We start from the raw sequence: 23,012 nt of genomic DNA, 5'->3' as shown, positions 1-23,012 counted from the left end.
GGCGACCTTACCGGGACCGAACTGATTCGCCGCTTGGTGCGGTGAGGTCCTTGGTCATGAAGACGCGGCTGGTACCCGGTGGATCGCAGGGCACCTCTCCCAGCCGCTTCCACCCGTACTTCTGGTAGAAGCCGGGAGCCTGGAAGGTGATCGTGTAGAGCACGGCCGTGCGGCAGCCACGGGCACGGGCCTCGTCCTCGGCCTTCCGGAGGATCTGTGTTCCCAGCCTGCTGCCCCGCAACCGGGGTGGCAGGTAGAAGAGGTCGAGGAAGAACAGCCCGAGCGAGGTACGCCCGGTCAGCCCGCCGACCACCTGGCGCGTTGCGGGATCACGGACCAGGACGGCGAGAGGTCTGCGGTCGGCGATCCCCGTGTGCTCGACGTTGAAGCGGTCCAGCGCGTCGGAGATCGCCGCGATGTCCGCCGGGGCGGGCGCGTCCGTGAGTACGAAGCCCGTCCGGGATTCAGGCTGGTGGGAGCCTCTGGCAGCGTTGTCGGACGAAGTCATGGTTGCTCCAGTACGTGAGCAGAGGCGGCGCGGCCTCGCGGGCGGATGCGGGGCCGGCGAGCCCTGCGCACGTGCCGACGCTAGGACGCGGACGCTTCGACAGCCGTCGAAGAGACGTCGGCGACAATGGACACCGTGGACTTTCAGCGCGCAGGTCAGGACGTGGGAGTGGACCTGGCAGGGGTGGCCAAACTACTGGCCGACGGCACCCGGGCCGCCTTCTGCCTCGCGCTGCTCGACGGCCGGGCGTGGACGGCAAATGAGCTCGCGCGTTACGCCGGCATCGCACCGTCCACTGCAACCTCACACCTGAACCTGCTCGTGAACGGCGGACTCCTCGTCGAGGAGCGACACGGACGCCACCGCTATGTACGGGTAGCCGACCGCAGGGTGGTCGAACTGATCGAAAGCCTTGCCGCGCTGGCCCCGCAGGACAAAGCCCGGCCACGTTCACTGTCGGCCTCCGGCCGACAGCATGCACTGGCCCGCGCCCGGCTGTGCTACGACCACCTGGCCGGAACCGTCGCACTGGCGATCACCGACGCGATGGTCGAGCGCGGACTGCTGGAGTGGGGACCCGAACCGGGCCTGACCAACAAGGGCACCCTCTGGCTTGTCGAGATCGGCATCACGGTGCCCACCGGTTCACGCCGCCCACCAGTACGCGCATGTCTTGACTGGACCGAGCGCCGTCCCCACCTGGCCGGCGCCGTGGGCGCCGCCCTGTGCACCCACGCACTCACCACCGGATGGATGACGCGCATCGGCACTACCCGCGCCCTGCTCGTGACACCCGCAGGACGCGCGGCATGGCACGACCACCTCGGCCTGCCGCCAACTGAACTTTGATTCCGGTCCGGCTCGGGCCGCGCCGACACGTGATCAAGTCGGACGAACAGGACTCTCCCCGGGGCCCTGATCCCGCAGCCGTACCACCGATTCCGGCCGGGGCAGCCGCCTCAACCCGACCACCCTGGCCCGTTCCGGCGGTCCGCGCCGCTCGGGCGGACGGCCCGTCGCAGTCCAGGGCGAGTTCGCCCTGCCGGTCACGGTCACTCCCGCGCTGCCCGCGGTAGGGGCGTTCGCCGACCTCGACATGCCGGGGCAGTTGCTGGCCGCGCTGACCGCGCAGGGCGTGAGTGTCCCGTTCCCGATCCAGGGTGCCTTGCCGAACACCCTCGCGGGCCCGCGACGCCCTGGGCCGTGGACGCACCGGCTCCGGGAAGACCCTCGCCTTCGGCCTGGCTCTGCTGGCCCGCACCGCCGGTCGACGTGCCGAGCCCCGTCAGCCGCTGGCGCTGGTCCTCGTGCCGACGCGTGAGCTGGCCCAGCAGGTGACCGACGCACTGGCCCCCTACGCCCGCTCGGTGAGGCTGCGCCTGGTCAGCGTTGTCGGCGGAATGTCGATCGGCAGGCAGGCCAACGCGCTGCGTGGCGGCGCCGAGGTCGTCGTGGCGACGCCGGGCCGGCTCAAGGACCTCATCGACCGTGGTGACTGTCGGCTTGACCAGGTCGCGATCACGGTGCTGGACGAGGCCGACCAGATGGCCGACATGGGCTTCATGCCCCAGGTCACCGCGCTCCTGGACCAGGTCCGGCCCCGACGGTCAGCGGATGCTGTTCTCCGCCCCGCTGGACCGCAACGTCGATCGCCTGGTCCGCCGCTACCTCAGCGACCCGGTCGTTCACTCCGTCGACCCGTCCACAGGTGCGGTCACGACGATGGAGCACCACGTGCTGCACGTCCACGGTACTGACAAGCACCGGACGACGACGCAGATCGCGGCACGTGAAGGCCGGGGAGTCCGGCAGCGTCGTCACGCTGGTCACCCCCAACCAGCGCCGTGACATGACCCGCCTCATGACCGCCGCCGGCATCGTGCCCCAGACCACCCAGGTCCGCTCCGGCGAAGAGGCACTCAACCGGATCACCGGTGCCCGGACCCCCTCAGGCATCCCCGTGACGACTACCGCGCCGGTGGGCGAGCGCCGCCGACGCGGCGCGTCCTCACACGGCCGGTGCAGCCCCGCCTCGGCCGCCCGGCGCGTGTCCGCTCATCAGTCCTCCTTCGACGCGGCGGCCTGAGATCTTTGTTACGGAAGCTGACCCACCCGTACAGGAGACATCTCTTGACGCTGGTTCAGGTGCAGCCCCGCCCGGTCAGTGCCGCTGCCGTACGCAGGACGGTGGCCGACGTCATGGAGACCGCCGGACCGCAGGTCTGTGACGACATGACCGTCGAGGTGGCACTCGCGGTCATGACCAGCGCCCGCACCGGGAACATGCTTGTCCGCGACGACAGCGGCCTGTGTGTCGGACTGGTCGCCCAGGCCCAGCTCAAAGCAGCCCAGGGCAGCTCCGCGTCCTCGGACATGGTCCAGCTGCGGGACATCGTCGGCGACCGCGGACCGGTCACCTCACCCGTGATCACCATGCCGAAGCCGCGCACGTGATGCGCAACAGCCACGTCAATGCCCTGCCTGTGGTCGACGAACACGGCAGCGCCTTGGGCGTCCTCACCGTTGCCCACTGAGCCGTCCCCACCGCGGCAGAGCCACTCCCTTATCGTTCTTCTCCCTGTGAGGCATCATGCGCTGTGTCATCGCCCGCTTCCCGTTCGACCTGACCAGGAGCGGCGTCCTGGAATCGATGAAGGGCATCAAGCCCGAGCAGGGACCCGGCGAGTCCGTGATCATCGGCCGACGCACCTACCCCGTCAAACAAGTCGGCCAGGTCGTCACAGGCCAGGACCGCCGCGACTTCAGCGCAGGAGAAGTCGTCCGGGCCATGGCCCGGCTCGGCTTCACCTGCCGCGGCCTTCCACAGGCCCCCTCAGCCACCCGCGTTCTCAACCCGTTGCAGCACGCGTCCGCGATGCTCGGCGCCCCTGTGGCCGCCTGACCGACGGGCAGGCGCGATCCGTCAGCAAGCAGGGGTGAAGGGCCGACCGGCGCACCCCGGTCGGCCCTTCACCATGTACCGAGTTCTCGCGGCCGGCAGTGGGTCAGTGGTCGGAGTAGCTGAAGTCGCCCATGGTCCAGGCGCTGACGTCTTCGATCGCGACCCGGTACATCCCGCCTGTCTCCGGGATCCCTACCGTGCCCTGCAGAATCCGAGCTACGTGGAAGTGCAGATGCGTGGGCGGTCCTTCCTCGGGTGCCGGGGTGGTGAACACGGCGGAGAAGTCGCTCAGGCGGGCCGAGTCCGCCAGGACCTCCGACACCCGCTGCCTCCAGACGGCTTCGGGAGCCAGCCGGCCCGTGATGACAGCACCACCGGCCACCACGGTCAGAGGCATCTGATTGCTGTGCCCGGACTCCACCAGGGCGGCAATGTCAACAAGCAGCGTGTCAGGCTTACACATGGCGCCGATTATATTCGTCGACCATCGGACTGCTTATTGCGGTACCGGTTTGGATCAGGACGGTGCTGACGTCTTGTCGCTGGAGGCGCGGGGGCGCCCGGACGAGTGGAGTACTGCCCCTGCAGCCCCAGGTCCCGGCACGCGGAGCACGCAAGCGGTTACGCGAGGTTCCTCGGTCTCCTCAAGGCCCTCGCGCCCGCTGGCCCAAGAAGGAGCTGTAAGGGGTGCTGGACAACTCCTCCCCCACTCGCGCTCCAAGGTCCGTGTGGCGCCATCGCCGAATCGGGCGATGGCGCCTGCTGCGCGGTCAGCTCCGCCTGGGCGGTGCTTGGCCCACGTTCCGATCTTGTGCTGATTACCGGGATGCACTCCCGGGCGTCAGCGCGAAGGCCAGCCAGGCGACGGCGCAGAGGCCGCCCGACAACAGCAGCGACCATCCTGTGTCGGCGGCCGCGGCGGTGCCCATGAGGGCGACACCGAAGGTGGCGCCGATCTGGCGGATGGCGTTGAGGAGGCCGCCGACCGAGCCGGCCGTGCCGGGCGGGGCGGCGCCGATGACGGCCGCGACGAGGGCCGGCAGGATGAACGAGATGCCGAAGCCGGTGAGTAGCAGGCCCACAGCGAGCCAGACGTAGGCGCCTTCGGCGAAAACCGTGCCGGCCAGGACCGTGCCTCCGGCGGTCAGGAGTGCCAGGCCGCCGAGAATCGGGGGCCGCGGGCCTGTGTGGGTGACGATCCTGCCGGTCAGCGGCGGATTCGCGACGAAGGGGACGGTCAGCGGCAGGAACGCCAGCCCCGTTTCCAGGGCGCTCAGGTGACGTTCGCGCTGCAGCAGCAGAGGCAGCACGAACAGGGCGCCGGACAAGGCGAAGTTGGTGACCGCGCCCGCCAGCAGACCGGCCCGTACCGGTGCCGACCGCAGGAGCGTCCGGTTCACGACCGGGGCCTGACTGCGTCGTTCGAGCACGGTGAACACAGTCACCGCGATGCCGAGCCCGCCCGCCGACCACGCGGTGCGGACCCATGCGCCCGCGCCGGCAGCGATCAGGACGTCCGTGAGCAGTGCCAGCACCACGACAGCCGCAGTCTGCGCCGGCCAGTCGACACGGTTGCCGCCGCGTGGGCAGCGCACCGCCCGTCCCCAGGTCAGGGCCAATACGACCAGTCCGAGGGGCGCGTTGACCAGGAACACGGCCCGCCATCCGGATGCCTCCACCAGAGCGCCACCGGCGATCGGGCCGGCCGCGACGGCCGCCCCGCTGACGGCGGCCCACACCGAGATCGCGCGAGCTCGCGCCGCAGGCTGTGGGTACAGACGGGCGATCAGTGCCATCGAGGCCGGCACGCACGCGGCCGCTGCCGCCCCGGACACGGCCCGCAGGACCAGCAGGGCACCCAGATTCGGGGCCAAGGCACTGAGCAGGGACGCGAGCGCGAACACGCTCGTGCCGGTCCGGAAGACTCGGTCGGCGCCGAATCTGTCGGCTGCCGCCCCCGCCGACAGCAGCAGAGCCGCGAACACCACGGTGTACCCGGTGGTGGCCCATTGCAGACCGGCCATCGACGTATGCAGCGAGGCGGCCAGGTCGGGTTCGGCGACGGACAGCACGGTGGTGTCGAGCAGCACCATGAAATAGCCCAGCGACACGCCGGTCAGCGCGCCTGCCCGCCTCGCCCGGGACGGAGCGGGCGACGCGACAGAATTCACAACAGCCATGGAAGAGGAAGCCTCCGGTGAGCAGCCAGATCAGTAACGCCGCCCACCATCGGTCCGACCGGGCAGGGCACTCCACCGGCTCAGTCGCACACTGCATTCGGAATTTCCGAACGGTCTCGCGGTGTTGGGCGCGTACGTGGAACTACGCCAACTCGTCACCTTCGAGGCCGTGATCCGACACCGCACGGTCACGGACGCTGCCGTCGCCCTCGGCCTCGCCCCCTCCTCCGTCTCACAGCAGATCCGCACCCTTGAAACCGGCCTCGCCGTCGCCTTGTTCACCCGCGGCCCCAAAGGCATGGAATTGACTCCCGCCGGGGAGCGCCTACGCGGCTGGGCACGCACCCTGCTCGACACCGCTGAACAAGCCGTCCACGATGTCCGCGGAGAGCGCCGGCGGCTACGGCTCGGCGCTCTGGAGACCCTCGCAGGCTCCCACGTTCCCCTTGTCCTCGCCCGGCTGGCCGAACGCCGCCCCGACATCTCGGTCGACGTCCACTCCGACCGCACCCGCCAAGGGCTTTTCACCGATGTTGCGGATGGGCGCCTCGACGCGGCCCTCCTCCTGGACGCAGGGGAGGCCCTCGGCGGGCTCGGCTTCCCCGCCCCCGCCGAACCTCTCGCCTTCCTCGATCTCGACCCCGTGCCCCTGGCCCTCGTCGCGGCCCCGACCCACTCCCTGGCCAACCGCCCCACGTTGACCCCCACCGACCTCGATGACGAACGGCTCTTGGTCAACGTCCCGGAATGCTCTTTCTGGCTGGCCGGACAGCACCTCCTCGGCAGCGGGCCCCAACGCGTCCGAGCCGGCGGCGTCCCCGTGATGCGCGCATGGGCCGAACACGGCCTCGGTGTCACCCTGCTGCCCCGCTTCGCCGTCACCGACAGCCTGCGCGCCGGCACCCTCGTCCAGCTGGCCCTCCCCGTACCCGACCTCAGACTGCGCCTCGTGTGGCGCAAGGACCGTGAGGCCATGCCCGAACTGCGCGACGTCCTCTATGCAGCCGCCCGCCCCTGAACAGCCTGAGGGCTGTCCCATAAGGATCGGCTGGTTCTCCCGGCCTCAAGGGTGCGGAACCTGGTAGTCATGATGTCCCCGTGATGAACAGTGCAGATCTACAGCCTGCCCGGATACCGGGCTACGACGGCGGCCCCCTCACGTACCAGGTCGGGCTCCTGGACGAGCCGCTCTTCTGGCTAGGGCACCTTTCCTCGTGTATCCAGTCCGAGGAGGCCGAGGAACTGCTGTTCGGCGCGGACTACGACGCAGCCGGCGACTTCCAGCGGCTGCTGTGGGAGCGAGCAGAATGGCCGGCATTCACGGTTCCGCTAGCCGCTGACCACCGTCTCCACGTGGTTTACCGCACTTTCGCGGACGACACCGGAACCGACTACCTCCTCCACCACCCCGACTGGAACCAGGCAGAACTCCTCGCCCAGGACGATGGTCACTTCATGGGACCGGGCCTGTCCTGGCCAGAACTCGTGGCAGCTGCGGACAGCGTGCTGCCCGGTGGCAGCACCACCGATCCCCACTCCCGTCTGCTGCTCCTGCTGCCTGCGTTCGGCGACGACGCAGTCCCCGACGATGCTGTTGGCCGCCTGGCGAGTGCGCTACGCGCCCGCACGAGCGTGGAAGACCCCGAGGCCCTCGCCGCTGCTCTCCTGGAGGACCAAGGGGGCCCGGGCCCCGCGCGCTGGACGCCAGCCGGGCACGGTTTTTCCGTGAACGATGGCGAGTACTCATTCCGCAACCCCACCAATCTCTTCGCCCTGTCAGCCGATCGCCTGGCTCGGGTGGCCACCGCGCTGGCACCTTGACCCACATACCGATGCCCAACGGCGAGGGGTGTTGCTACCAACGATCCAGCCGTGACTGCGTCAGTTGCAGGTCGATGGTTTCTGCCGAGTCGGGGATGCGGCTGAAGCGGGCGCTGCGGCGGAGCGGACCGAGGATGCAGCGCACGGCGGCGGTGGCTTCGACCGGGTTCACGATGGTGACCTGATCGATGACCAGTTCCACCTCGGCCATGGGGCTGCCGGGGGTGTGAGTTTCGGGCATCCCGCTTCGTCCACGTGCTCGACCGGGATGCTGGTCTCGAGCTGGGGTTCCGTCAGTCGGTTGCGGACCTTCGGTCTCCGCCTCGACACCACCGGCACGCAGCCGATGGGCGAGAGGAGTCACCTCGGGCTTCGTCCCTGCGAACGTGCCAGCCCGGATCTGCTGGAGCGTCACCTTCGTCTGGGCAAGGTCTCCGACAAGTTCGGCGCGCAGAACCTTCGAGGCGCGGATCGTACTGGCGGGAGGGCCACTGAGTACGAGCCTCGCCGTGCTCCGCCAGAAGACGCCGGCACAGGTCGTCCGGTACGGAGCTTCCTCCTGGTCCGCACTCGTACCGAAGGGCTGTCCGGCAACGTTGAGGTGGGCGGTTGAGAGACGGAGAGGTTCGCCGCCTATCCTCCCGTTGTGCAGTTGCCTCGGGATCCGTCGAACGTCGCCCACACCCTGGTGGCGGCATTTCCGACCCGTCTTGCCGGTGACGTGCAGAGTGTCCTGGCGGTCATGCCGGAAGCCAGCTCCGCACCGATGATGCCCTTCGAGGTCGAGGTGCAGGGCGAAACCGTCGCCATCCCGTCGCGCCTCTACAACAAGGAGCCGGACCCCGGATTCGAGCGGGCCCTGTCCGGGACCCAGCAGGTGATTCTGCACTGCCTGTACTCCCGGCACCACGATGGCCGGGTCCGCCAGCGGCACCTCGAGCAGATCACGGCGTCGGGTGAGCCGTGGACGGTCCCGTTCGTGGTGGAGTTGGCCGGCGAATACGTGCTGGAGATCATTGAGTCGATCGGCCGGGGGCTGCCTGGGCTCGCGGAGCCGGGCTCAACCCAGCGCCACCTCTACGGCGAGTTCATCGCGCGCAACCCGGCCTTCTTCGCACGCATTGAGCGGCGTGTGGTGAGCTACTGGTCGTGCTACTACCGCTGGAGGTACGGAGCGTTTGGGCTTTACCCCGGATGCGTCCTCTTGGAAGCGTTCCGGGGCGCTGTTGTGGAACAGGTGGGCGCTCAGTGGCCGCGGCACACGCCGCCCCCGCTGGCGAACACGAGTGAGGCACCTGCCTGAGTCCTATCCAGCAAGGGCGATGCCGCGCATGGCGTGGTGGACGCCGTCGCCCCTGAGCCGGCAGTCGCGGAGGATCTTCCAGGTCTTCATCCGAGCAAAAACGTGCTCCACTCGTGCACGGACCTGCTTGTGTGAGCGGCTGTGCTCCCGCTTCCGGCCGGGCACTTCTCGCATAGGAACGGTGGTGCGAACGGCATGATCAATCCGGTCCCTGGACAGCCGCCGTCAGCTATCAAGGTCGTCCGCACGACCGCTGCCTCGGCCCCCGACTCCTCCGACGCCTTGCAGTCGTTCCGGTTGCCCGGCAGCGGCCTCCCGACTACAACGGCGAGGGGAGTGTCGGTATCGATGACGTGCTGGTGGTTGTGGGTGGTTCAGCCGTGCGGCGAGGAACTTCAGCCCGCGGTTGCGCAACTTGCCACCAGCTACCTCGCTCCTTCGGAGAGCTACCACCCCCTCCTCAACAGCGACCCGGTCCCCGCCTCCTTTTCGCTGACAGGAGATCACTGAGGCGGGGCTGCGCCACACCATCGGCCGCGGGCTGGGTGTCGTATACCGGCTCCGCCGATCAGGCAGGTGACCTTGCCGGTCCGGCCCGGCCGTTTACTTCTCGCCCACGACTGTGAAACAGCACCGATATACGTCCCGCCTAACGTCCATCACCGGCCTACGAGATGAGGGGTGCGGCAGATGATATGGACGAACCGGCGGTCGTTTCTGGGACTCGCGGCGGCAGCAGGGGCAGGGGCATTGGTCGCTACCGGAGGACAGCCCGCGGTCGCGGCGACCGGAGCCGGCAGGGAGCCGGCACCGGACACTCGTACGCCTGCGGAGCCCGATCCCACGGTGTGGAGAGAGTTCGGCGACCCGCTGGTGCCCGCGACGGGATTCGGTCCGCTGGCCGGACTGACCGTGGCCGTCAAGGACCTGTTCGCCGTCGAGGGGCATCGGGTGGGCGCGGGCAACCCCGCCTGGCTGGCCGGGAGTCACCCGGAGACCACCACCGCTTCGGCGGTTGCGGCGTTGCTCGCGGCGGGCGCCGCCGTTGCCGGGATTGCCCGTACCGATGAGTTCGCGTACAGCCTGGCGGGCACGAACGGCCACTACGGTACGCCGCCCAACCCGGCGGCCCCTGAGCGTATTTCGGGCGGCTCGACCTCCGGTCCCGCAAGTGCCGTCGCACTGGGTCAGGCCGATATCGGTCTCGGCACCGACACCGGAGGCTCGATCCGCATCCCCTCCTCCTACCAGGGCCTTTACGGAATTCGCCCGAGCCATGGTGCGGTGTCCACCAAGGGGCTGCTCCCGCTGGCGCAGTCCTTCGACACGGTCGGCTGGATCACCCGTGACGCCAGGGCACTGCGCGCCGCGGGGCGGGTGCTGCTGCCCCGCGGCGTCGGCCCGGCTCCGTCGGATGCCGTACTCGCGCAGGAGATCATCGACGTGGCCTCGCCGGAGGTCGCCGCCTCGGTTCGCCGGGCGGTGGCCGGCTGGCGCGCCGCCGGGCTGCCGCGCGTCCGGGGCGTACGGTTCGACGCCGGCGTGCTGCCCGGCTGGGTGCGCGCCTTCCAGACCAAGCAGGGCGTGGAGGCCTGGCGCCAGTGGGGGCCGTGGGTCTCGCGGCACTGGGAGTCCCTCAACCCGGATGTCAGGTCCCGGTTCGAGACCGCGTCGAAGTACACCCCGGACGATCTCGCCGCGGCCGAGCGGGTCCTGCGCGAGGCGCGCGCCCTCGTCGACGACCTGCTCGGCGACCGGGTACTCATCCTGCCGTCCGCGTCGTCGATGGCCCCCACCCGTGAGGAGGCCGCACTCGGCGGCCCCGTCATCGAGCAGGCCAGGGCCCAGACCTTCCAGCTCACCTGCCTTGCCGGCCTCACGGGCCGCTGCGCTGTCAGCATGCCCGTCCGCAGCCGCACCGCCCCCGTGGGCCTGTGCCTGGTGGGCCCGCGCGGAAGCGACCGCCGCCTTCTCGACCTCGCGGTCCGCGTGGAGGCGGCCGGGGTGTGAGCGTCCACGCCTGTGGGCACCGCGTCTCCAAGGTCCCGGGCGCGGCGAGCGAACGGGCTGGCGCCGCCCCGCGACCGGTTCCATGATCCCACATTCTGGACAATATCTAACCGGCCTGTGAGATACATGAGATCGTTTGGGCGCCCGCACCGGTCGCGCGGCCTTGCCACGAGGGGTCCTGCGCCGCCGTGCGGGACCGTCGGCCCTCCAGGTCGACGGCCGCACTCCGCCCTCGTGGGAAAGTCCCAGAGATGTACGCTCCCACTACCGGGCCCTCCCGGGCCCCGTCGCAGTCCCCGGCCGAGGCCGCGCCCGCCAACTCGCGGTCCCGCGTCCTGATCGCCAGCCTCATCGGCACGACGATCGAGTTCTACGACTTCTACGTCTACGCAACCGCCGCGGTCCTGGTCTTCCCGAAGCTCTTCTTCCCGAGCAGCGACGCGACCACGGCCCTGCTCTCCTCCTTCGCGGTCTTCGGCGCGGCGATGGTCGCCCGCCCGATCGGCGCGATCGTCTTCGGCCATCTCGGCGACCGCCTCGGCCGCAAGGGCACTCTGGTGGCCTCGCTGCTCACTATGGGCATCGCGACCTTCCTGATCGGCGTTCTGCCCACGTACGCGCAAGCCGGCTGGGTCGCCACGGCACTGCTGGTGCTGATGCGGTTGGCCCAGGGCTTCGCGCTCGGCGGCGAGTGGAGCGGCGCGGCCCTGGTCGCCACCGAGAACGCACCCGCCGGGAAGCGCGCGCTGTGGGGCACGTTCCCGCAGCTGGGCGCTCCGCTCGGGTTCATCATCGGCAACGGCCTCTTCCTGATCATCGGCGCGCTGCTGCCCTCCGCGGCGGGCGCCGACCCCTCGCAGCCCTCCGACGCCTTCCAGAGCTGGGGCTGGCGGATCCCGTTCCTGTTCTCGGCTGTCATGGTCGCGATCGGTCTGTGGGTACGAATGCGCCTGGTCGAGTCGCAGGTCTTCGCGAAGACGCAGGAGACCGGCAAGGTCCGCAAGCTGCCGCTGGCCACCGTCTTCCGCCACCACTGGAAGCAGCTGGTCCTCGGCAGCTTCGCGATGCTGGCGACGTACGTTCTCTTCTATCTGATGACGACGTTCTCGCTGAGCTACGGCCGCACCGCCGAGGACGCGGACGTCCCGGGCCTCGGCTACAGCTACACCACATTCGTCCTGATGATGATCTTCGGTGTGCTGTTCTTCGCCGCGTTCACCCTGATCTCCGGCCCGCTCGCGGACAAGTACGGCCGCCGCAAGACCCTCGCCTGGGTCACCGTCGGCATCATCGTCTTCGGCCTGGTCTGGGTGCCGCTGATCAACCTGGGCACGCTCGGCGTGGTCCTGTGGCTGGTCCTCGGCTTCACTCTGATGGGCACGACGTTCGGCCCGATGGGCGCGATGCTCCCGGAGCTCTTCCCGACCAGCGTCCGCTACACCGGCTCCGGCATCGCCTACAACGTCAGTTCCATCCTCGGCGCGGCCGTCGCCCCGTTCGTCGCGGTCGCCCTCTGGGAGGCCGGCGACGGCTCCCCGTGGCTGGTCGGCGTCTACCTCTCCGTGATGGCCGTCCTCACCCTGACCGCCCTCCTCATCGGCAAGGAGACGAAGGACGTCGCCCTGGACGAGGGTGAGGTCCCGGCGCCCCCCGCCCGGACCGAGGCGTCCGCCTGACGCGGACCTGGTGCCGCGGCGGGCAACGTTTTCCGTAGAGGAGCGGCGTCCGGCGCGTGCTGTCGGCGCGCGGCCGGAGGCCCTCGTACTGGACGTACTTGGGCCTTCGGCGGGTGCGGTGAGAGTGTGCGCCGGGTGTCGCGGAGAAATTCTTCGCGACTGCAGCCTTGAGGGCGACGGCGTCCATCACGCCGTACTCGGCATCGCCCGCATGACAACCTCACCAGCCGCTCATGGTCGCGTCAGGAACTTGCGTGTGGCTCTTCGCTGTCCTCCTGACATCACCGAGGCGATACTCCGGCGGGCAGGAGAGGGCGAGACCGACGAGGTGCAAGCCGCCGAGGACGGTCTGGCGGTGGCGCCAGCGAAGTTCTGGTCGGACCTCAACCCGTACGACGCCTTCCGCCTCGTACTGGCGAGCGGCTCGCTCAGGGGCTTCCCGTCAGCTTGCCTCGGCAGCGGCCGGGGGAGTCGGCCTCAGTGTCTCGGCACCCCCTGAGGGCGCGGCACTGATGATGGTGCCGAGGATCGCGCGCGACGCTTGTAGATCTTCGATGGCGCGGGTGATCCGCTCGCTCTCCCGGCGCAGTTGGGCAAGGAGGTCCGGGCAGGTGGGCACGAGGTGCTCGTCGTCCGCCCGGATGCACGGCAGGACCTGGGAGATCAGAGCGGTCGGAAGGCCTGCCGCCAGCAGACAGCGAATGCGGCGCACTGTCTCGACGTCCGACTCGCCGTAGACGCGGTAGCCGCTGGGCAGCCTGTCGGGCGTCAGGAGTCCTTGCTGTTCGTAGTAGCGCAGCAGCCGCTCATGGACCCCGGTACGCCGCACCATCTCCTTCATGCGCATCCCGCTCGCCTCATTCCTGCTCCCCTTGCCCACGCCGCGACTTGACTCTGACACCGATGTCGGAGTTTAGCGTCGGAGTCATGACCACTGATCACGCGCTTCCCACCTCTCAACTCGACGTTCTCGTGCGGGGGCGCGGCCCCGCAATTCTGCTCGCGCACGGCGCCGGCGGCGGCATCGAGGGGAACTTCGGCCTCGTCCTCGACGACCTCGCCCAGGACCACACCCTGGTCGGCCCGCACTACCCCGGAGCGGGTGGCTCTCCCGCAGCCATCGAACCACTGGACCTGGACGACCTCGCCGACCGCCTGGTCGCAGCAGCCGTTGCAGCCGGCCAGGACTCATTCGCCGTTCTCGGAGAGTCCCTCGGTAGCGCCGTGGCCGTCCGGATCGCCACACGGCACCCCAATCGTGTCCGGGCCCTCGTCCTCACCGCGGGCTTCCCTACCGCTGACCCCGTCCTGGCGCTCGTCGCCCAGCTGATCAAGTCCCTGGCGGCCGCAGGCCAGTGGGACGACCTGGCACGACTCGCCCTCCTGTCCTGCATGTCCCCGGCGGACCTGGCGGGCCTCGAACCGGCCGACCTCGACGCACCGGTCGCCCAGACGCTGACCGCGATGCCGCCGGGAACGTTGGACCACTTCGACCTGGTGTCCCGCGTGGACGTCCGGACCGACCTGGCGAAGGTGTCCGCGCCCACCCTGGTCGTGGCGCCGACCGGCGACCGGCTGGTGCTGCCCGAAAGCTCGTACCGCCTGGCGGCCGGCATCCCGGGCGCCAGGCTGGTCGAATTGCCCGGCGCCGCCCACGTCCCGAACGCGGCCGACCGAGCGACCTGGCTCCGCCACGTCCGGGCGTTCCTCGCCGCTCTCCCCGCCACGGCGGCGTGAGCGCACCGCTCCTCACACGAAGCCCGCTGCCCGGCGCCGGGCCGGCCCGCTCGTTCTCGCTGTCTCGCCTTCGTCGTCGTCACCACAGAACTGCTGCTGCCGGTCGCGCTGCTGACGCCGATCAGCGACGATCTGGAAGCCGCGCGATCACGGGTGGGGCTGCTGGTCACCATGCACGCCTTCAGCGTCGGCCTGGCGGAAGCTCCGCTCACCCAACGGGCCGTCAGGGCTACCCCGGGGGCCATCGCGGCCGAAGGCGGCCGCGTGCTGCAAGCCGGGCCGCACCTGCTGCTCATGAACATCTCGTTACCGGTTCGCGCTCCCGCGCCCGGTCCGTCGATACTGACCGGGCGATCGAGGAACGGCAGGGGCAGCAGTGGAGTGGACGATCTGGGCGGGCTTCGCGGCCGGCCTGCTGATCTCGACAGTGACCGCTCCGGTCGGCGTCTCCGGAGCCGTCTTCCTCCTCCCGGTCCAGCTCAGCCTCCTGGGTGTACCCAGCCCCGCGGTCACACCGACGAACCTGCTGTTCAACGTCGTCGCCGGGCCTGGCGCCCTGTGGCGCTACCGACGCAACGGCGCTCTGCGCGGCAGCCTGGCCCGACGCCTCGTCGCCTGGACGCTGCCCGGCGTCATCGCCGGCGCCACCATCCGCGTCTTCGCCCTCCCCGGCCCCGACGTCTTCCGCCTCCTGGTCGCCGCCTTCCTCCTGCCCCTCGGAACCTGGCTGTGCCTGCGCACCCTGCGCCCCGCCCGCACGCGGCCCGAAGCTGCCGTACCGTCAGCTCCCGCGCTGGCCGCCCTCGCCCTGACCGTGGGAATGGTGGGCGGGATCTACGGGATCGGTGGCGGCTCCCTGCTCGGCCCCATCCTCGCCGCGCGCGGCATCCCCCTGGCCCGCATCGCACCGGCCACCCTCGCCGCGACCTTCACCACCTCCATCGCCGGAGCCGCCACCTACACCGTGCTGGCCCTGGCGAGCCCCGGGCCCGTAGCCCCTGACTGGTGGCTGGGCCTGGCCAGCGGCGCGGGCGGACTCATCGGCGGCTACCTCGGCGCACGGCTCCAGCCCCGCCTGCCCGAGACCGCACTCCGGCTCCTGCTCGGCACCCTCGCGGCCGCCCTCGGCGCGCTGTACGCCGTCCAGAGCCTGTCCTGAGCCCGGCACGGCCAGCGCGGTGACCGCACCGGGCGTGCATGATGACCACCACCCCTGCCCGGCAGACCGGCGCGCCGAGAACGTCGAAACGGGCAGGGTGGTAGCCATCGGCGACCGCGCCCCACGCGATCGACCCACGCCGTCGGCCGGCGCACGGATTTCCCGGTGCGGCCTGAGACACCACCGCCCGGCCGCCGCCCTGGATGTGGACGTGTGGATGGACCCGATACGCTTCTTCACCTGGAAGTGCCTCCGACGGCGGCAGCGACAAGGACCTCGACAATCCTTATTCTTGCTGGTCAGAGGCACTTGTCGCTTACCCGACCACCCGTCGGACAGTCAGCTTCATGAAAGAGACTAGAACCGTCCCCGGAACAACAGGTGGCGCCGACGAGTCGGTAGCGCGTCGACCTGTCCGATGCCGTGCTCGCCCAGCGGGCCGACTCTCAGACCGAGTCGACGGCACTCGGCAAGCAGGCCGGGCAGCGCGCCCAGCGCGGCCCGCCACGCGCCCGGCGCGCTCCACCCGTCCGCGTCGTGCAGCAGCACAGTGCCACCTCCGGTCAGATCCCTGAGGACCGATGCCTTCACGGAGCGGGCGCCAGCGTTTTCCGTCCAGTCCCTGCCCCACGTCGACCACAACACGGGTTGCAGCCCTGCGCGGCGGGCGGCAGCCAGTCGACCGCCGGTGAGGATGCCGTAGGGCGGTCGGTACCACTGCGGTGCCGTCCCGCAGATCCGCCGCACCGAGGCGGCGGCTCGCGCCACCTCCCGTACGTCGCGCAACGGCGCGGGGAACCAGGGGCGGTCGTGCTGCCAGCCGTGCACAGCGACCTCGTGACCACCTGCCACCAGCGCCCGGCCCAGGGCCGGATAGCGTTGCAGCGAAGCGCCGACGAGGAAGAACGTGGCCCGCACCTCGTGCTTGGCGAGCACGCGCATGAAGTACGGGGTACTGGCCGGGTCCGGCCCGTCGTCGAATGTCAGCGCCACGTGGTCGGCACGGCCCCGGCCGTCCAGGTCGGGGCAGAAGATCCTCCGTACAGGTGGCAGCCAGGTAGCGGCCGGGCCTACGTGCCACACAGCAGCCGCAGCCAGCGCACCGGCCACGGCTCCGGAGACGACGCCCGCACTCTCCGAACCAGGGTGTCTCACCATCGCTGTGACTCCTTGCCCGAGACCAGGGGTGACGTACTCAGACGCACACAGGCAAATGCGATGAGCCCGAGCGATGCCACTTCCGGCAGCACCCGCCAGCCAAGAGAGATCCGCTCCTCGAACAGCGACACACCCAACACGACGCTCAGTAGCGAGTCGCCGAGGGTGAGCGCGGGCTGCGATGCCGCCAGCGAGCCGGCCCGCAGCGTGGCCTGCAGCATCAGAAAGGAGCCCAGGCCGACGGCTGCGGCCGTGTAGATCTGCCACGCGGTGAACAGGTCCCCGGGTCCACCGGATGCCAGACCGAGCGTGTCCTTGATCAATGCCGCGGTGAAGGAGAAGCCGATGGCTGTCACTGACCCGAGCAACGCCGCCCGCGCCGAGCCCCGCAGCCTCTTGCCCACGACGACCAGCACGATCGACGCGGCAACGGCGGGCACGGCGCTGATGAGCCACCTCTTCGGAGGAACGGTCTCCACGCCGCCCGTCGGATCGGCCAGGAGGAGGAAGGCTGCCAGACCCAGCGCCATCCCGAAAAACGCCCCCCAGGTCTGGGCCCCGGGCGGCCACCGGAACGCGACGGCGGCCAGTACCAGCGTGAACAACAGCTCCGTCGCCATCACCGGCTGAACCACTGACAGTGGACCGGTCGCCAGGGCGAGGGCCTGCGCCGCCCCGGAGACGACCAGAAGTCCCGCCCCCCAGCGCCAGGCCGGACTGCGGACGAAGCCGAAACGGCCGATGAGGCGGCCGCCGGAGGTATCGGGCAGGTCGACCGCTGCGGCGCGTCGCTGCAGTACGGAGGCGGCCGCGTTCCCGAGCGCGGCGAACAGCGCCAGTGCGACGGAAAGGACGATCACGTGTCACGACCCCGCATTCGTTCCACTGCTCGGAAGCCGGTCAGCCGAAGCGCATGGCAAGCCTGCGAAAGAGGTGCGGGGCCATGCCCTGCAGTCGGCCGGGGACGCCCAGCCAGCGCGGCACGGTGATCTCGTCCCGGCCCCCGGCCAGTGCTTCCTCGACTGCTGCCGCTACCCGCCCGACTGGTACCGGCCGGGGCCAGGAGCGCGTGTACGGGGCTTCACGGTGAGCGAAGAACGGCGTGTCGACGGGGCCCGGCAGTACCAGGCAGAGTTGTACGCCTGTGCCCTGGAGCTCGTATCGCAGGCTCTCCGCGAAGGGGATCAGCGCGCCCTTCGTCGCCGCGTACGCCGCCTCGCCCCTCACGCCGAACCGCCCGGCCACTGAGCCGATCAACACCAGCCGACCCGACCCACGGGACACCATCTGCGGCAGCACCATGCTGACGAGATGAAGGACGGCGCAGACGTTGACGCTCACCAGACGATTCACGGCAGCAGGTGTCATGTCGGTGTAGGCACCGGCCCAGCCGAGCCCCGCTGCAGCGACCAGTGCGTCGACCCTGCCGCTGTGCGCCAGGGCCGCCTCGGCCAGATTTCGGCAGCCCTCCTGGGAAGCCAGGTCCATCGGCAGCGAGGTACCGGCGGTGCGGGCGGCGACCTCGCCGAGCCGGTCCTCGTCCCGTCCGCTGAGCAGCAGCTCCCACCGGCCGGTGGCCGAGAGCCGGGAAGCGACTTCGGCGCCGATACCGGAGGACGCGCCGGTGATCAACACGACCTTCCGCCGGCTGCGGGCAGCCTGGCCGGCCGCGGCCGACGGCGACACGTCGGCTTCGACCGCGTGGTTACCGCGGGGTGGGGGGCTCGCGCGCATGGGCCTTCCGTCCTTCGTGGCCGCCGACGTGCTGAGCTCCTTTCCGAGCCAGCCTGCACCGGACCGTACTGAGTCATCCTTCATGCAACCGGCGCACCGGCAAACGCGCATGGCCCCACTGGCCTAACGGCGTAACCGGTGCGGGTTTGGCACACCTGGCCGTCCTCGGAGAATATGCAGGAATGAGTAGGTTTCTGATAGTCAGCGCAAGCATGGGTGCCGGTCACGACGCCGTCGCTGCCGAACTGGCCGGGCGGCTGCAGGGGGATGGCCACCGGACCGCATGCGTGGACCTTCTGAACCTGCTGCCCCCCGGTACCGGCCGCGGGCTGCGCGCCGCCTACCGCACGGCGCTCCGCCGGTGCCCATGGGCCTACGAAGCGGTCTACACGGCGTTCTTCCGCGACCGCGGGGCGCCCGTCGCGCGGGACGGCTGGATGCCGGACACCGGCCCGCTGGCCGCAGCCCTTGAGCCTCGCCTGCGCCACGTCGTCGACCGCTGGCGCCCGGACGCGCTCATCTCCACCTTCCACCAGGCCGCTCAGGTCACAGGGCGGCTGCGGGCCGCCCATGGCGACTGCCCACCCAGCACGGTCGTGGTCACCGACTTCGCCGTGCACCGGCAGTGGCTCCACCCGGGCAACGACCTGTACCTGTGTCTGACGGGCGCCGCCGCGGCACGAGTCCGCGCGGCGACCGGCCGCCCGGCAAAGGTGTGCGGACCAGTCGTCCCCGCTGCCTTCGCCGAGGCCGGCCACCCACACACGGGCCGACTGCCGACGCGCTGGGCGCGGGAATTGGCGCGGCTCGGCCCAGGCCGGCCTGCCGTGCTGGTATCGGCCGGGGCCTGGGGTGTGGGCCGGAGGCTCACCGGGACCGCGCTCCTGCTCGCCGGGGCAGGCCACCTGCCGGTGCTGCTGTGCGGCAAGGACGCAAAGCTGCGGGCCCGCGCCTCTCGGCTCCCCGGCGTCCTCGCATTGGGCTGGATCGAGGATCTGCCCGACCTGATGGCAGCGTCCAGCGCGCTGGTCGACAACGCTGCGGGACAGACGGCCATGCAGGCCTTGGCCGCAGGGGTGCCGGTCGTCGGATTCCGACCGATACCCGGCCATGGGGCAGAGGGCGTGAGCGAGATGGCCGGCGCGGGCATCACCGAGCATGTCGCCGACGACGTCACGCTGCTCAGCTCGCTGGACCGGCTGGTGCACCCCGGCCCCGAACGGAATCGCCGGATAAACGCCGGGCGGGCCGTCTTCACCGCCGATGCGGCCAGGCTGGTGGCCTGCTGAACTCCTCCCCCGCTCACGTGGATCACGGCTGCGGCTGAGCCCCTGGGGCGGGAGCCGACGGGCGTGTCGGCTACCCGTCCACTGTGTACACCTTCGAGTGAAATCCTGGGGTGGTGCCGGGCGAGTCGCCCCGGTGAGCGAAAATGTGCGGTCCGCTCGACCTGGATGGCCCGCAGCCCCCGGGACGGACGCCGTGTACATCCTGCGTCTCGCGAGCGCCTTCAACAGCCTCATGCCGGCAGATCTCGTCGCGGTCGGCCTTGGACAGCGTTACGTCGATGTCGATGAAGTCGGACTGCAGCGGGGTGTCACCGCCCGGGGTCGCCACCGGGCGAGCCGGGCGAGGGAGGTCGCCGTCCAGGTGCGCTCAGGGCGGCGCCATCCGGGTGCGAAGTCGTCGGTCAGCTCATGATCAATAAACCCTGGGGTCTTTTCGTTCGGATCACGCTTGGGCGGCATCCCACTCTGCTTGCAGCCAGCAGAGTTGCGCCTTGCTGAGCGGAGGCTCAAAACCATCAGGGAACACCAGCGTGAGTGGCTGCGGCCAGGTGCTTTCGGGTCCGTGCTCTTCACAGCGCAGAGCCAGAAGATGTGGTCCCTCCCCGCAAGCCTCGCGCTCGTAGAAGCGGTCGTGGGCCTGGCAGAAATATGAGAAGACCGTGCAGTCGTCCTCATCGGTCGGCTCGTAGAACCCGATCCCCCGGACGATCAGTGTCACCGGTTCCTGACGGTTGTACCGGGGAATGGGCCGGGGATCGCGCCACAGCAGTCGAGGAGGAAGCACGCGATCATTCTGCGCCAAAGGCTACTTCGAGTCAGCACGCAGACCAGATGATGAAGACGCCCGTGAGGTGGAGAGCGGCCAGGCAGGTGGTCGGCTTCCGCCGCGTCGAGATGCCGTGGGCCGTCCCGCACCAGGACAAGCCCGGTGCGCCAACGCCTGTGGCCGGCAGAGATGACGGTGCGCCACCGCATCAGATTGCTCGGCCGGTACTCCTTCCAGCTCCCCGAGTTGCCCGGCGCCCTTTGGCCGAGGCCTGACGGCTCTCAGCAGAGTGGCCAGCTGCGTAGCGCGGCGTCAGCCATCGCCTGGAGTTCTGCACGGCTGACGCCGCTCGCGGCTTGAACGGCGATTCCGAAGGCCAGGGTGGTGACGTAGCGGGCCAGGAGCGCTGGGTCTGCCTGCGGAGGCAGGTCGCCGTCGTCCACGGCTTGCTCGAACCGCTGCCGCAGGGAGGAACAGCCGTTGTTTCGCCACGCGACGAGGAGGTCACGGACCGTCCGTCCGGAGTCGCCGGCGGCCAGGGCGCTCTGGACTCCCATGCAGCCGCGGGGGTGGGCCGGGCTTGTGGTGGTCAGGATGGTGCCGGTCAGGATCGCGGTGACGGCGCCCAGGGCGGTCGGTTCCCTGAGGGCGCGGTCCAGGTAGGCGCTCGGGCCTTCGGTGTAGCGCTCCAGGGCCTTGCGGAAGAGCTCCTCCTTGTTTCCGAAGGCCGCGTACATGCTCGTGGTGGAGATGCCCATCGCTTCGGTGAGGGTGGCCAGGCTTGCGCCCTCGTAGCCGTGCTCCCAGAAGACCAGCATGGCGCGCTCAAGTGCTTCGTCGGTGTCGAATCCCCGCGGTCGGCCGATGGAGCGGCTCTTTTTGGTGCCCACCCGCACAGACTACCCCTTCCGCATCGAGCGATGCAGAAGTGCTACGGTTCGACTTCCGCATCGATCGATACGGAACTTTGGGGAGGGTACTGCCGTGGGACTGTTGGAAGGAAAGACCGCTCTCGTCACCGGGGGCAGCACTGGTATCGGTCTGGCCAGCGCTGTGCGGCTGGCTGCCGAGGGTGCGCACGTGTTCATCACCGGCCGGCGCAGGACGGAACTCGACGCGGCCGTCGAGACGATCGGCTCGGCGACCGGTGTGATCGGCGACATCGCGGACCTCGCCGATCTGGACCGGCTGTATGAGGCGGTCCGGGACCGCGGGCAGGGTCTGGATGTCCTGTTCGCGAACGCCTCCGTCGCCGCGTTCGTCCCGTTGGAGCAGATCACGGAGGAGCACTTCGACACGCTCTTCGGGATCAACGTCAGGGGCACACTGTTCACCGTCCAGAAGGCGCTGCCTCTGCTCAACGACGGCGCCTCAGTGATCCTGAACGGTTCCACCAACGTCGACGTCGGCGCGGAGGCGTTCGGGGTGTACGCGGCTTCCAAGGCCGCCACCCGGTCTTTCGCCCGGACCTGGGCCAATGAGCTCAGGGGCCGGGGGATCCGGGTCAACGCCGTCACGCCCGGCCCGACCGACACCCCTGGTCTGTCGGGACTCGCTCCCGATCCGGAGCAGGCCGCCGGTCTGCGGCAGCACCTGGCGGCACAAGTCCCGCTGGGCCGACTCGCGCGCCCGGAGGAGATCGCCGCCGCCGTGGCTTTCCTCGCCTCCGAACAGAGCAGCTTCATCACCGGTTCGAGTCTGTACGTCGACGGCGGCCTGAACCAGATCTGAGCTCGAAGACGGCTGCGTCCGGCCGGCCGGGCCGGTTCCGGCAGGCGAGCCGGAGGGCCCCGAGCCGGCCGACACATCAGCGCGCCGGACGGTCCCGGCGATCGACACGACCATGGTCGGGGTGGCTCAGCCTCCTGCCCGGCGGACCGCGGCGTGCGCCGGGCAAGGCGGAGCCTCGCCCGGCCGTCCGCGCCCACGAGCCCGGCTGCGCCGCCCACCGGCACAGCCGCCCACCAGACAGAGGAACGAGGGTTCATGACAGTCATCGGCATCATTGGTGCAGGCGAAGTCGGCAGTCAGATCGCGCGCGCGGCGATCGTGAACGGCTACGACGTCGTCATCGCCAATTCACGAGGCCCCGAGACCTTGAACGATCTCATCGACGAGCTCGGTCCCTCAGCGCACGCCGCAACTGCCGCCGGAGCCGCCGCCGCCGGAGAGTTCGTCGTCGTGGCGGTCCCTCTCAAGGTGATCAACGATATGCCCGTACAGCAACTGGCAGAAAAAATCGTGCTGGACACGAACAACTACATGATCTGGCGCGACGGCCATATTCCGGCAATCGATTCGGGAGAGAAGACCGTTCACGAGCTCCGCCAGGAACACCTGCCGCAATCCAAGGTCGTCAAGGCTTTCACTCATATTCAGGCCCCCCGCATCACCACGGCGGGCAGAGCGGCGGGGACGCCCGGCCGCCTCGCGCTGTCGGCCTCCAGCAACTTTCCCGAAGCAGTAGAACTCGTGACACGCCTGTACGACCAGTTCGGGTTCGACACCGTCGACAACAGCCCTCTCAGCGACTCGTGGCGCAGCGGTCCTGGCCAACCCGCGTGGAACGCACACGAGCACCAGACCCGCGCCGAGCTCATCGCCAACCTCACCAAGGCACGACGGGCCGCCTGAGCCGAGCCGGCTGAAGGCGACTTGTGCCACGGAGTTGCGACAGTGCGACATGCGGGCCGGCCGCCGAACCGGCCCTGACGAGAAATGGTTGAGCACGGCAGTCGGCGGGTGGGGTGTCATGTGGAGTGCCCGCTC

22 protein-coding genes and 4 pseudogenes are annotated in these 23,012 nt (G+C 69.9%); 14 read left to right on the top strand and 12 right to left on the bottom strand.

Going from position 1 to position 23,012, the window contains the following annotated elements; genetic code table 11:
• Positions 1-7: 7 nt before the first annotated feature.
• Positions 8-508 carry a GNAT family N-acetyltransferase gene (locus tag OG379_RS37990; RefSeq protein WP_405667890.1) on the bottom strand — a complete coding sequence of 167 codons (501 nt, stop codon included), beginning with the start codon at positions 506-508 and terminating at the stop codon, positions 8-10.
• A gap of 126 nt (positions 509-634) precedes the next feature.
• Here OG379_RS37990 and OG379_RS37985 point away from each other — a divergent pair, with 126 nt between their 5' ends.
• The 4 genes and pseudogenes from OG379_RS37985 (at position 635) to OG379_RS37970 (ending at position 3,410) form a co-directional block, all read left to right on the top strand.
• Positions 635-1,357 carry an ArsR/SmtB family transcription factor gene (locus OG379_RS37985; protein ID WP_405667888.1) on the top strand — a complete coding sequence of 241 codons (723 nt, stop codon included), beginning with the start codon at positions 635-637 and terminating at the stop codon, positions 1,355-1,357.
• A gap of 124 nt (positions 1,358-1,481) precedes the next feature.
• A pseudogene (locus OG379_RS37980) lies at positions 1,482-2,594 on the top strand (DEAD/DEAH box helicase).
• 44 nt (positions 2,595-2,638) lie between these two features.
• A pseudogene (locus tag OG379_RS37975) lies at positions 2,639-3,042 on the top strand (CBS domain-containing protein).
• Positions 3,043-3,098: 56 nt separating this feature from the next.
• Entirely contained in the window at positions 3,099-3,410 is a 312-nt protein-coding gene (locus OG379_RS37970) for an SCO5918 family protein (protein ID WP_405667886.1), read from the top strand.
• 103 nt (positions 3,411-3,513) lie between these two features.
• On the opposite strand, the gene OG379_RS37965 is transcribed toward OG379_RS37970, so the two are convergent.
• Positions 3,514-3,873 (bottom strand): hypothetical protein, encoded by a 360-nt coding sequence (locus tag OG379_RS37965; RefSeq protein WP_405667884.1) that lies wholly within the window; start codon positions 3,871-3,873, stop codon positions 3,514-3,516.
• A gap of 355 nt (positions 3,874-4,228) precedes the next feature.
• Positions 4,229-5,590 (bottom strand): MFS transporter, encoded by a 1,362-nt coding sequence (locus OG379_RS37960; protein ID WP_405667882.1) that lies wholly within the window; start codon positions 5,588-5,590, stop codon positions 4,229-4,231.
• Positions 5,591-5,711: 121 nt separating this feature from the next.
• Here OG379_RS37960 and OG379_RS37955 point away from each other — a divergent pair, with 121 nt between their 5' ends.
• Together OG379_RS37955 and OG379_RS37950 are read left to right on the top strand one after the other, a co-directional pair.
• Positions 5,712-6,608: a LysR family transcriptional regulator gene (locus OG379_RS37955; protein ID WP_405667880.1), complete on the top strand. Its 897-nt coding sequence runs from the start codon at positions 5,712-5,714 to the stop codon at positions 6,606-6,608.
• 83 nt (positions 6,609-6,691) lie between these two features.
• A complete protein-coding gene (locus OG379_RS37950; protein WP_405668807.1) occupies positions 6,692-7,411 on the top strand; it encodes a hypothetical protein in 720 nt (239 codons plus the stop codon).
• 34 nt (positions 7,412-7,445) lie between these two features.
• Here OG379_RS37950 and OG379_RS37945 read toward each other — a convergent pair whose 3' ends face one another.
• Positions 7,446-7,652: a hypothetical protein gene (locus OG379_RS37945; protein WP_405667878.1), complete on the bottom strand. Its 207-nt coding sequence runs from the start codon at positions 7,650-7,652 to the stop codon at positions 7,446-7,448.
• 405 nt (positions 7,653-8,057) lie between these two features.
• Here OG379_RS37945 and OG379_RS37940 point away from each other — a divergent pair, with 405 nt between their 5' ends.
• Positions 8,058-8,714: a hypothetical protein gene (locus tag OG379_RS37940; RefSeq protein WP_405667876.1), complete on the top strand. Its 657-nt coding sequence runs from the start codon at positions 8,058-8,060 to the stop codon at positions 8,712-8,714.
• 3 nt (positions 8,715-8,717) lie between these two features.
• On the opposite strand, the pseudogene OG379_RS37935 reads toward OG379_RS37940, so the two are convergent.
• Positions 8,718-9,079: pseudogene (locus tag OG379_RS37935) on the bottom strand (transposase); the annotation flags it as partial.
• A 481-nt stretch (positions 9,080-9,560) separates the two neighbouring features.
• Between OG379_RS37935 and OG379_RS37930 the strand changes: the two are divergent.
• Positions 9,561-10,724, top strand: a complete 1,164-nt coding sequence (locus OG379_RS37930; protein ID WP_405667874.1) for an amidase family protein — start codon at positions 9,561-9,563, stop codon at positions 10,722-10,724.
• A 251-nt stretch (positions 10,725-10,975) separates the two neighbouring features.
• Positions 10,976-12,400, top strand: a complete 1,425-nt coding sequence (locus tag OG379_RS37925) for an MFS transporter (RefSeq protein ID WP_405667872.1) — start codon at positions 10,976-10,978, stop codon at positions 12,398-12,400.
• Positions 12,401-12,842: 442 nt separating this feature from the next.
• On the opposite strand, the gene OG379_RS37920 is transcribed toward OG379_RS37925, so the two are convergent.
• The gene (locus tag OG379_RS37920) at positions 12,843-13,247 is read right to left on the bottom strand and encodes a MerR family transcriptional regulator (protein WP_405667870.1); all 405 of its coding nucleotides are present in this window, start codon (positions 13,245-13,247) and stop codon (positions 12,843-12,845) included.
• An 80-nt stretch (positions 13,248-13,327) separates the two neighbouring features.
• On the opposite strand from OG379_RS37920, the gene OG379_RS37915 reads away from it, so the two are divergent.
• Complete coding sequence (locus tag OG379_RS37915; RefSeq protein ID WP_405667868.1) at positions 13,328-14,137, top strand: alpha/beta fold hydrolase; 810 nt, start codon at positions 13,328-13,330, stop codon at positions 14,135-14,137.
• Positions 14,138-14,513: 376 nt separating this feature from the next.
• Positions 14,514-15,296, top strand: coding sequence for a sulfite exporter TauE/SafE family protein (locus OG379_RS37910; RefSeq protein WP_405667866.1), 783 nt, complete (start codon positions 14,514-14,516; stop codon positions 15,294-15,296).
• A 19-nt stretch (positions 15,297-15,315) separates the two neighbouring features.
• Here OG379_RS37910 and OG379_RS37905 read toward each other — a convergent pair.
• From OG379_RS37905 to OG379_RS37890, 4 genes and pseudogenes are all read right to left on the bottom strand, one after another.
• Positions 15,316-15,432 (bottom strand): annotated as a pseudogene (locus tag OG379_RS37905) (hypothetical protein); the annotation flags it as partial.
• A gap of 221 nt (positions 15,433-15,653) precedes the next feature.
• Complete coding sequence (locus OG379_RS37900; RefSeq protein ID WP_405667865.1) at positions 15,654-16,454, bottom strand: polysaccharide deacetylase family protein; 801 nt, start codon at positions 16,452-16,454, stop codon at positions 15,654-15,656.
• The gene (locus OG379_RS37895; RefSeq protein ID WP_405667863.1) at positions 16,448-17,314 is read right to left on the bottom strand and encodes a DMT family transporter; all 867 of its coding nucleotides are present in this window, start codon (positions 17,312-17,314) and stop codon (positions 16,448-16,450) included. The genes OG379_RS37900 and OG379_RS37895 overlap by 7 nt, the downstream gene beginning before the upstream one ends.
• A gap of 40 nt (positions 17,315-17,354) precedes the next feature.
• A complete protein-coding gene (locus OG379_RS37890; RefSeq protein ID WP_405667861.1) occupies positions 17,355-18,188 on the bottom strand; it encodes an SDR family NAD(P)-dependent oxidoreductase in 834 nt (277 codons plus the stop codon).
• A 182-nt stretch (positions 18,189-18,370) separates the two neighbouring features.
• On the opposite strand from OG379_RS37890, the gene OG379_RS37885 reads away from it, so the two are divergent.
• Positions 18,371-19,477: an MGDG synthase family glycosyltransferase gene (locus tag OG379_RS37885; RefSeq protein ID WP_405667859.1), complete on the top strand. Its 1,107-nt coding sequence runs from the start codon at positions 18,371-18,373 to the stop codon at positions 19,475-19,477.
• A gap of 442 nt (positions 19,478-19,919) precedes the next feature.
• Here the strand turns inward: OG379_RS37885 and OG379_RS37880 are convergent, their stop codons facing one another.
• Positions 19,920-20,195, bottom strand: a complete 276-nt coding sequence (locus OG379_RS37880) for a hypothetical protein (protein ID WP_405667857.1) — start codon at positions 20,193-20,195, stop codon at positions 19,920-19,922.
• A gap of 329 nt (positions 20,196-20,524) precedes the next feature.
• Entirely contained in the window at positions 20,525-21,133 is a 609-nt protein-coding gene (locus OG379_RS37875; protein WP_405667855.1) for a TetR/AcrR family transcriptional regulator, read from the bottom strand.
• A 94-nt stretch (positions 21,134-21,227) separates the two neighbouring features.
• Here OG379_RS37875 and OG379_RS37870 point away from each other — a divergent pair, with 94 nt between their 5' ends.
• A complete protein-coding gene (locus OG379_RS37870; protein ID WP_405667853.1) occupies positions 21,228-21,974 on the top strand; it encodes an SDR family oxidoreductase in 747 nt (248 codons plus the stop codon).
• 255 nt (positions 21,975-22,229) lie between these two features.
• Positions 22,230-22,877, top strand: coding sequence for an NADPH-dependent F420 reductase (locus OG379_RS37865; protein WP_405667851.1), 648 nt, complete (start codon positions 22,230-22,232; stop codon positions 22,875-22,877).
• The last annotated feature ends 135 nt before the right edge of the window (positions 22,878-23,012 follow it).

It is taken from the genome of Streptomyces sp. NBC_01166, assembly GCF_045039765.1.
Taxonomy (GTDB): Bacteria; Actinomycetota; Actinomycetes; order Streptomycetales; family Streptomycetaceae; genus Streptomyces.
This window is presented reverse-complemented; position numbering and strand designations above follow the sequence as displayed.

Excerpts from the sequence above, each read along its gene's own strand:
- OG379_RS37990 (WP_405667890.1), bottom strand. The coding sequence starts at position 508 with ATGACTTCGTCCGACAACGCTGCCAGAGGCTCCCACCAGCCTGAATCC.
- OG379_RS37985 (WP_405667888.1), top strand. The coding sequence starts at position 635 with ATGGACACCGTGGACTTTCAGCGCGCAGGTCAGGACGTGGGAGTGGAC.
- OG379_RS37970 (WP_405667886.1), top strand. The coding sequence starts at position 3,099 with ATGCGCTGTGTCATCGCCCGCTTCCCGTTCGACCTGACCAGGAGCGGC.
- OG379_RS37965 (WP_405667884.1), bottom strand. The coding sequence starts at position 3,873 with ATGTGTAAGCCTGACACGCTGCTTGTTGACATTGCCGCCCTGGTGGAG.
- OG379_RS37960 (WP_405667882.1), bottom strand. The coding sequence starts at position 5,590 with ATGGCTGTTGTGAATTCTGTCGCGTCGCCCGCTCCGTCCCGGGCGAGG.
- OG379_RS37950 (WP_405668807.1), top strand. The coding sequence starts at position 6,692 with ATGAACAGTGCAGATCTACAGCCTGCCCGGATACCGGGCTACGACGGC.
- OG379_RS37945 (WP_405667878.1), bottom strand. The coding sequence starts at position 7,652 with ATGCCCGAAACTCACACCCCCGGCAGCCCCATGGCCGAGGTGGAACTG.
- OG379_RS37925 (WP_405667872.1), top strand. The coding sequence starts at position 10,976 with ATGTACGCTCCCACTACCGGGCCCTCCCGGGCCCCGTCGCAGTCCCCG.
- OG379_RS37920 (WP_405667870.1), bottom strand. The coding sequence starts at position 13,247 with ATGCGCATGAAGGAGATGGTGCGGCGTACCGGGGTCCATGAGCGGCTG.
- OG379_RS37915 (WP_405667868.1), top strand. The coding sequence starts at position 13,328 with ATGACCACTGATCACGCGCTTCCCACCTCTCAACTCGACGTTCTCGTG.
- OG379_RS37900 (WP_405667865.1), bottom strand. The coding sequence starts at position 16,454 with ATGGTGAGACACCCTGGTTCGGAGAGTGCGGGCGTCGTCTCCGGAGCC.
- OG379_RS37890 (WP_405667861.1), bottom strand. The coding sequence starts at position 18,188 with ATGCGCGCGAGCCCCCCACCCCGCGGTAACCACGCGGTCGAAGCCGAC.
- OG379_RS37885 (WP_405667859.1), top strand. The coding sequence starts at position 18,371 with ATGAGTAGGTTTCTGATAGTCAGCGCAAGCATGGGTGCCGGTCACGAC.
- OG379_RS37865 (WP_405667851.1), top strand. The coding sequence starts at position 22,230 with ATGACAGTCATCGGCATCATTGGTGCAGGCGAAGTCGGCAGTCAGATC.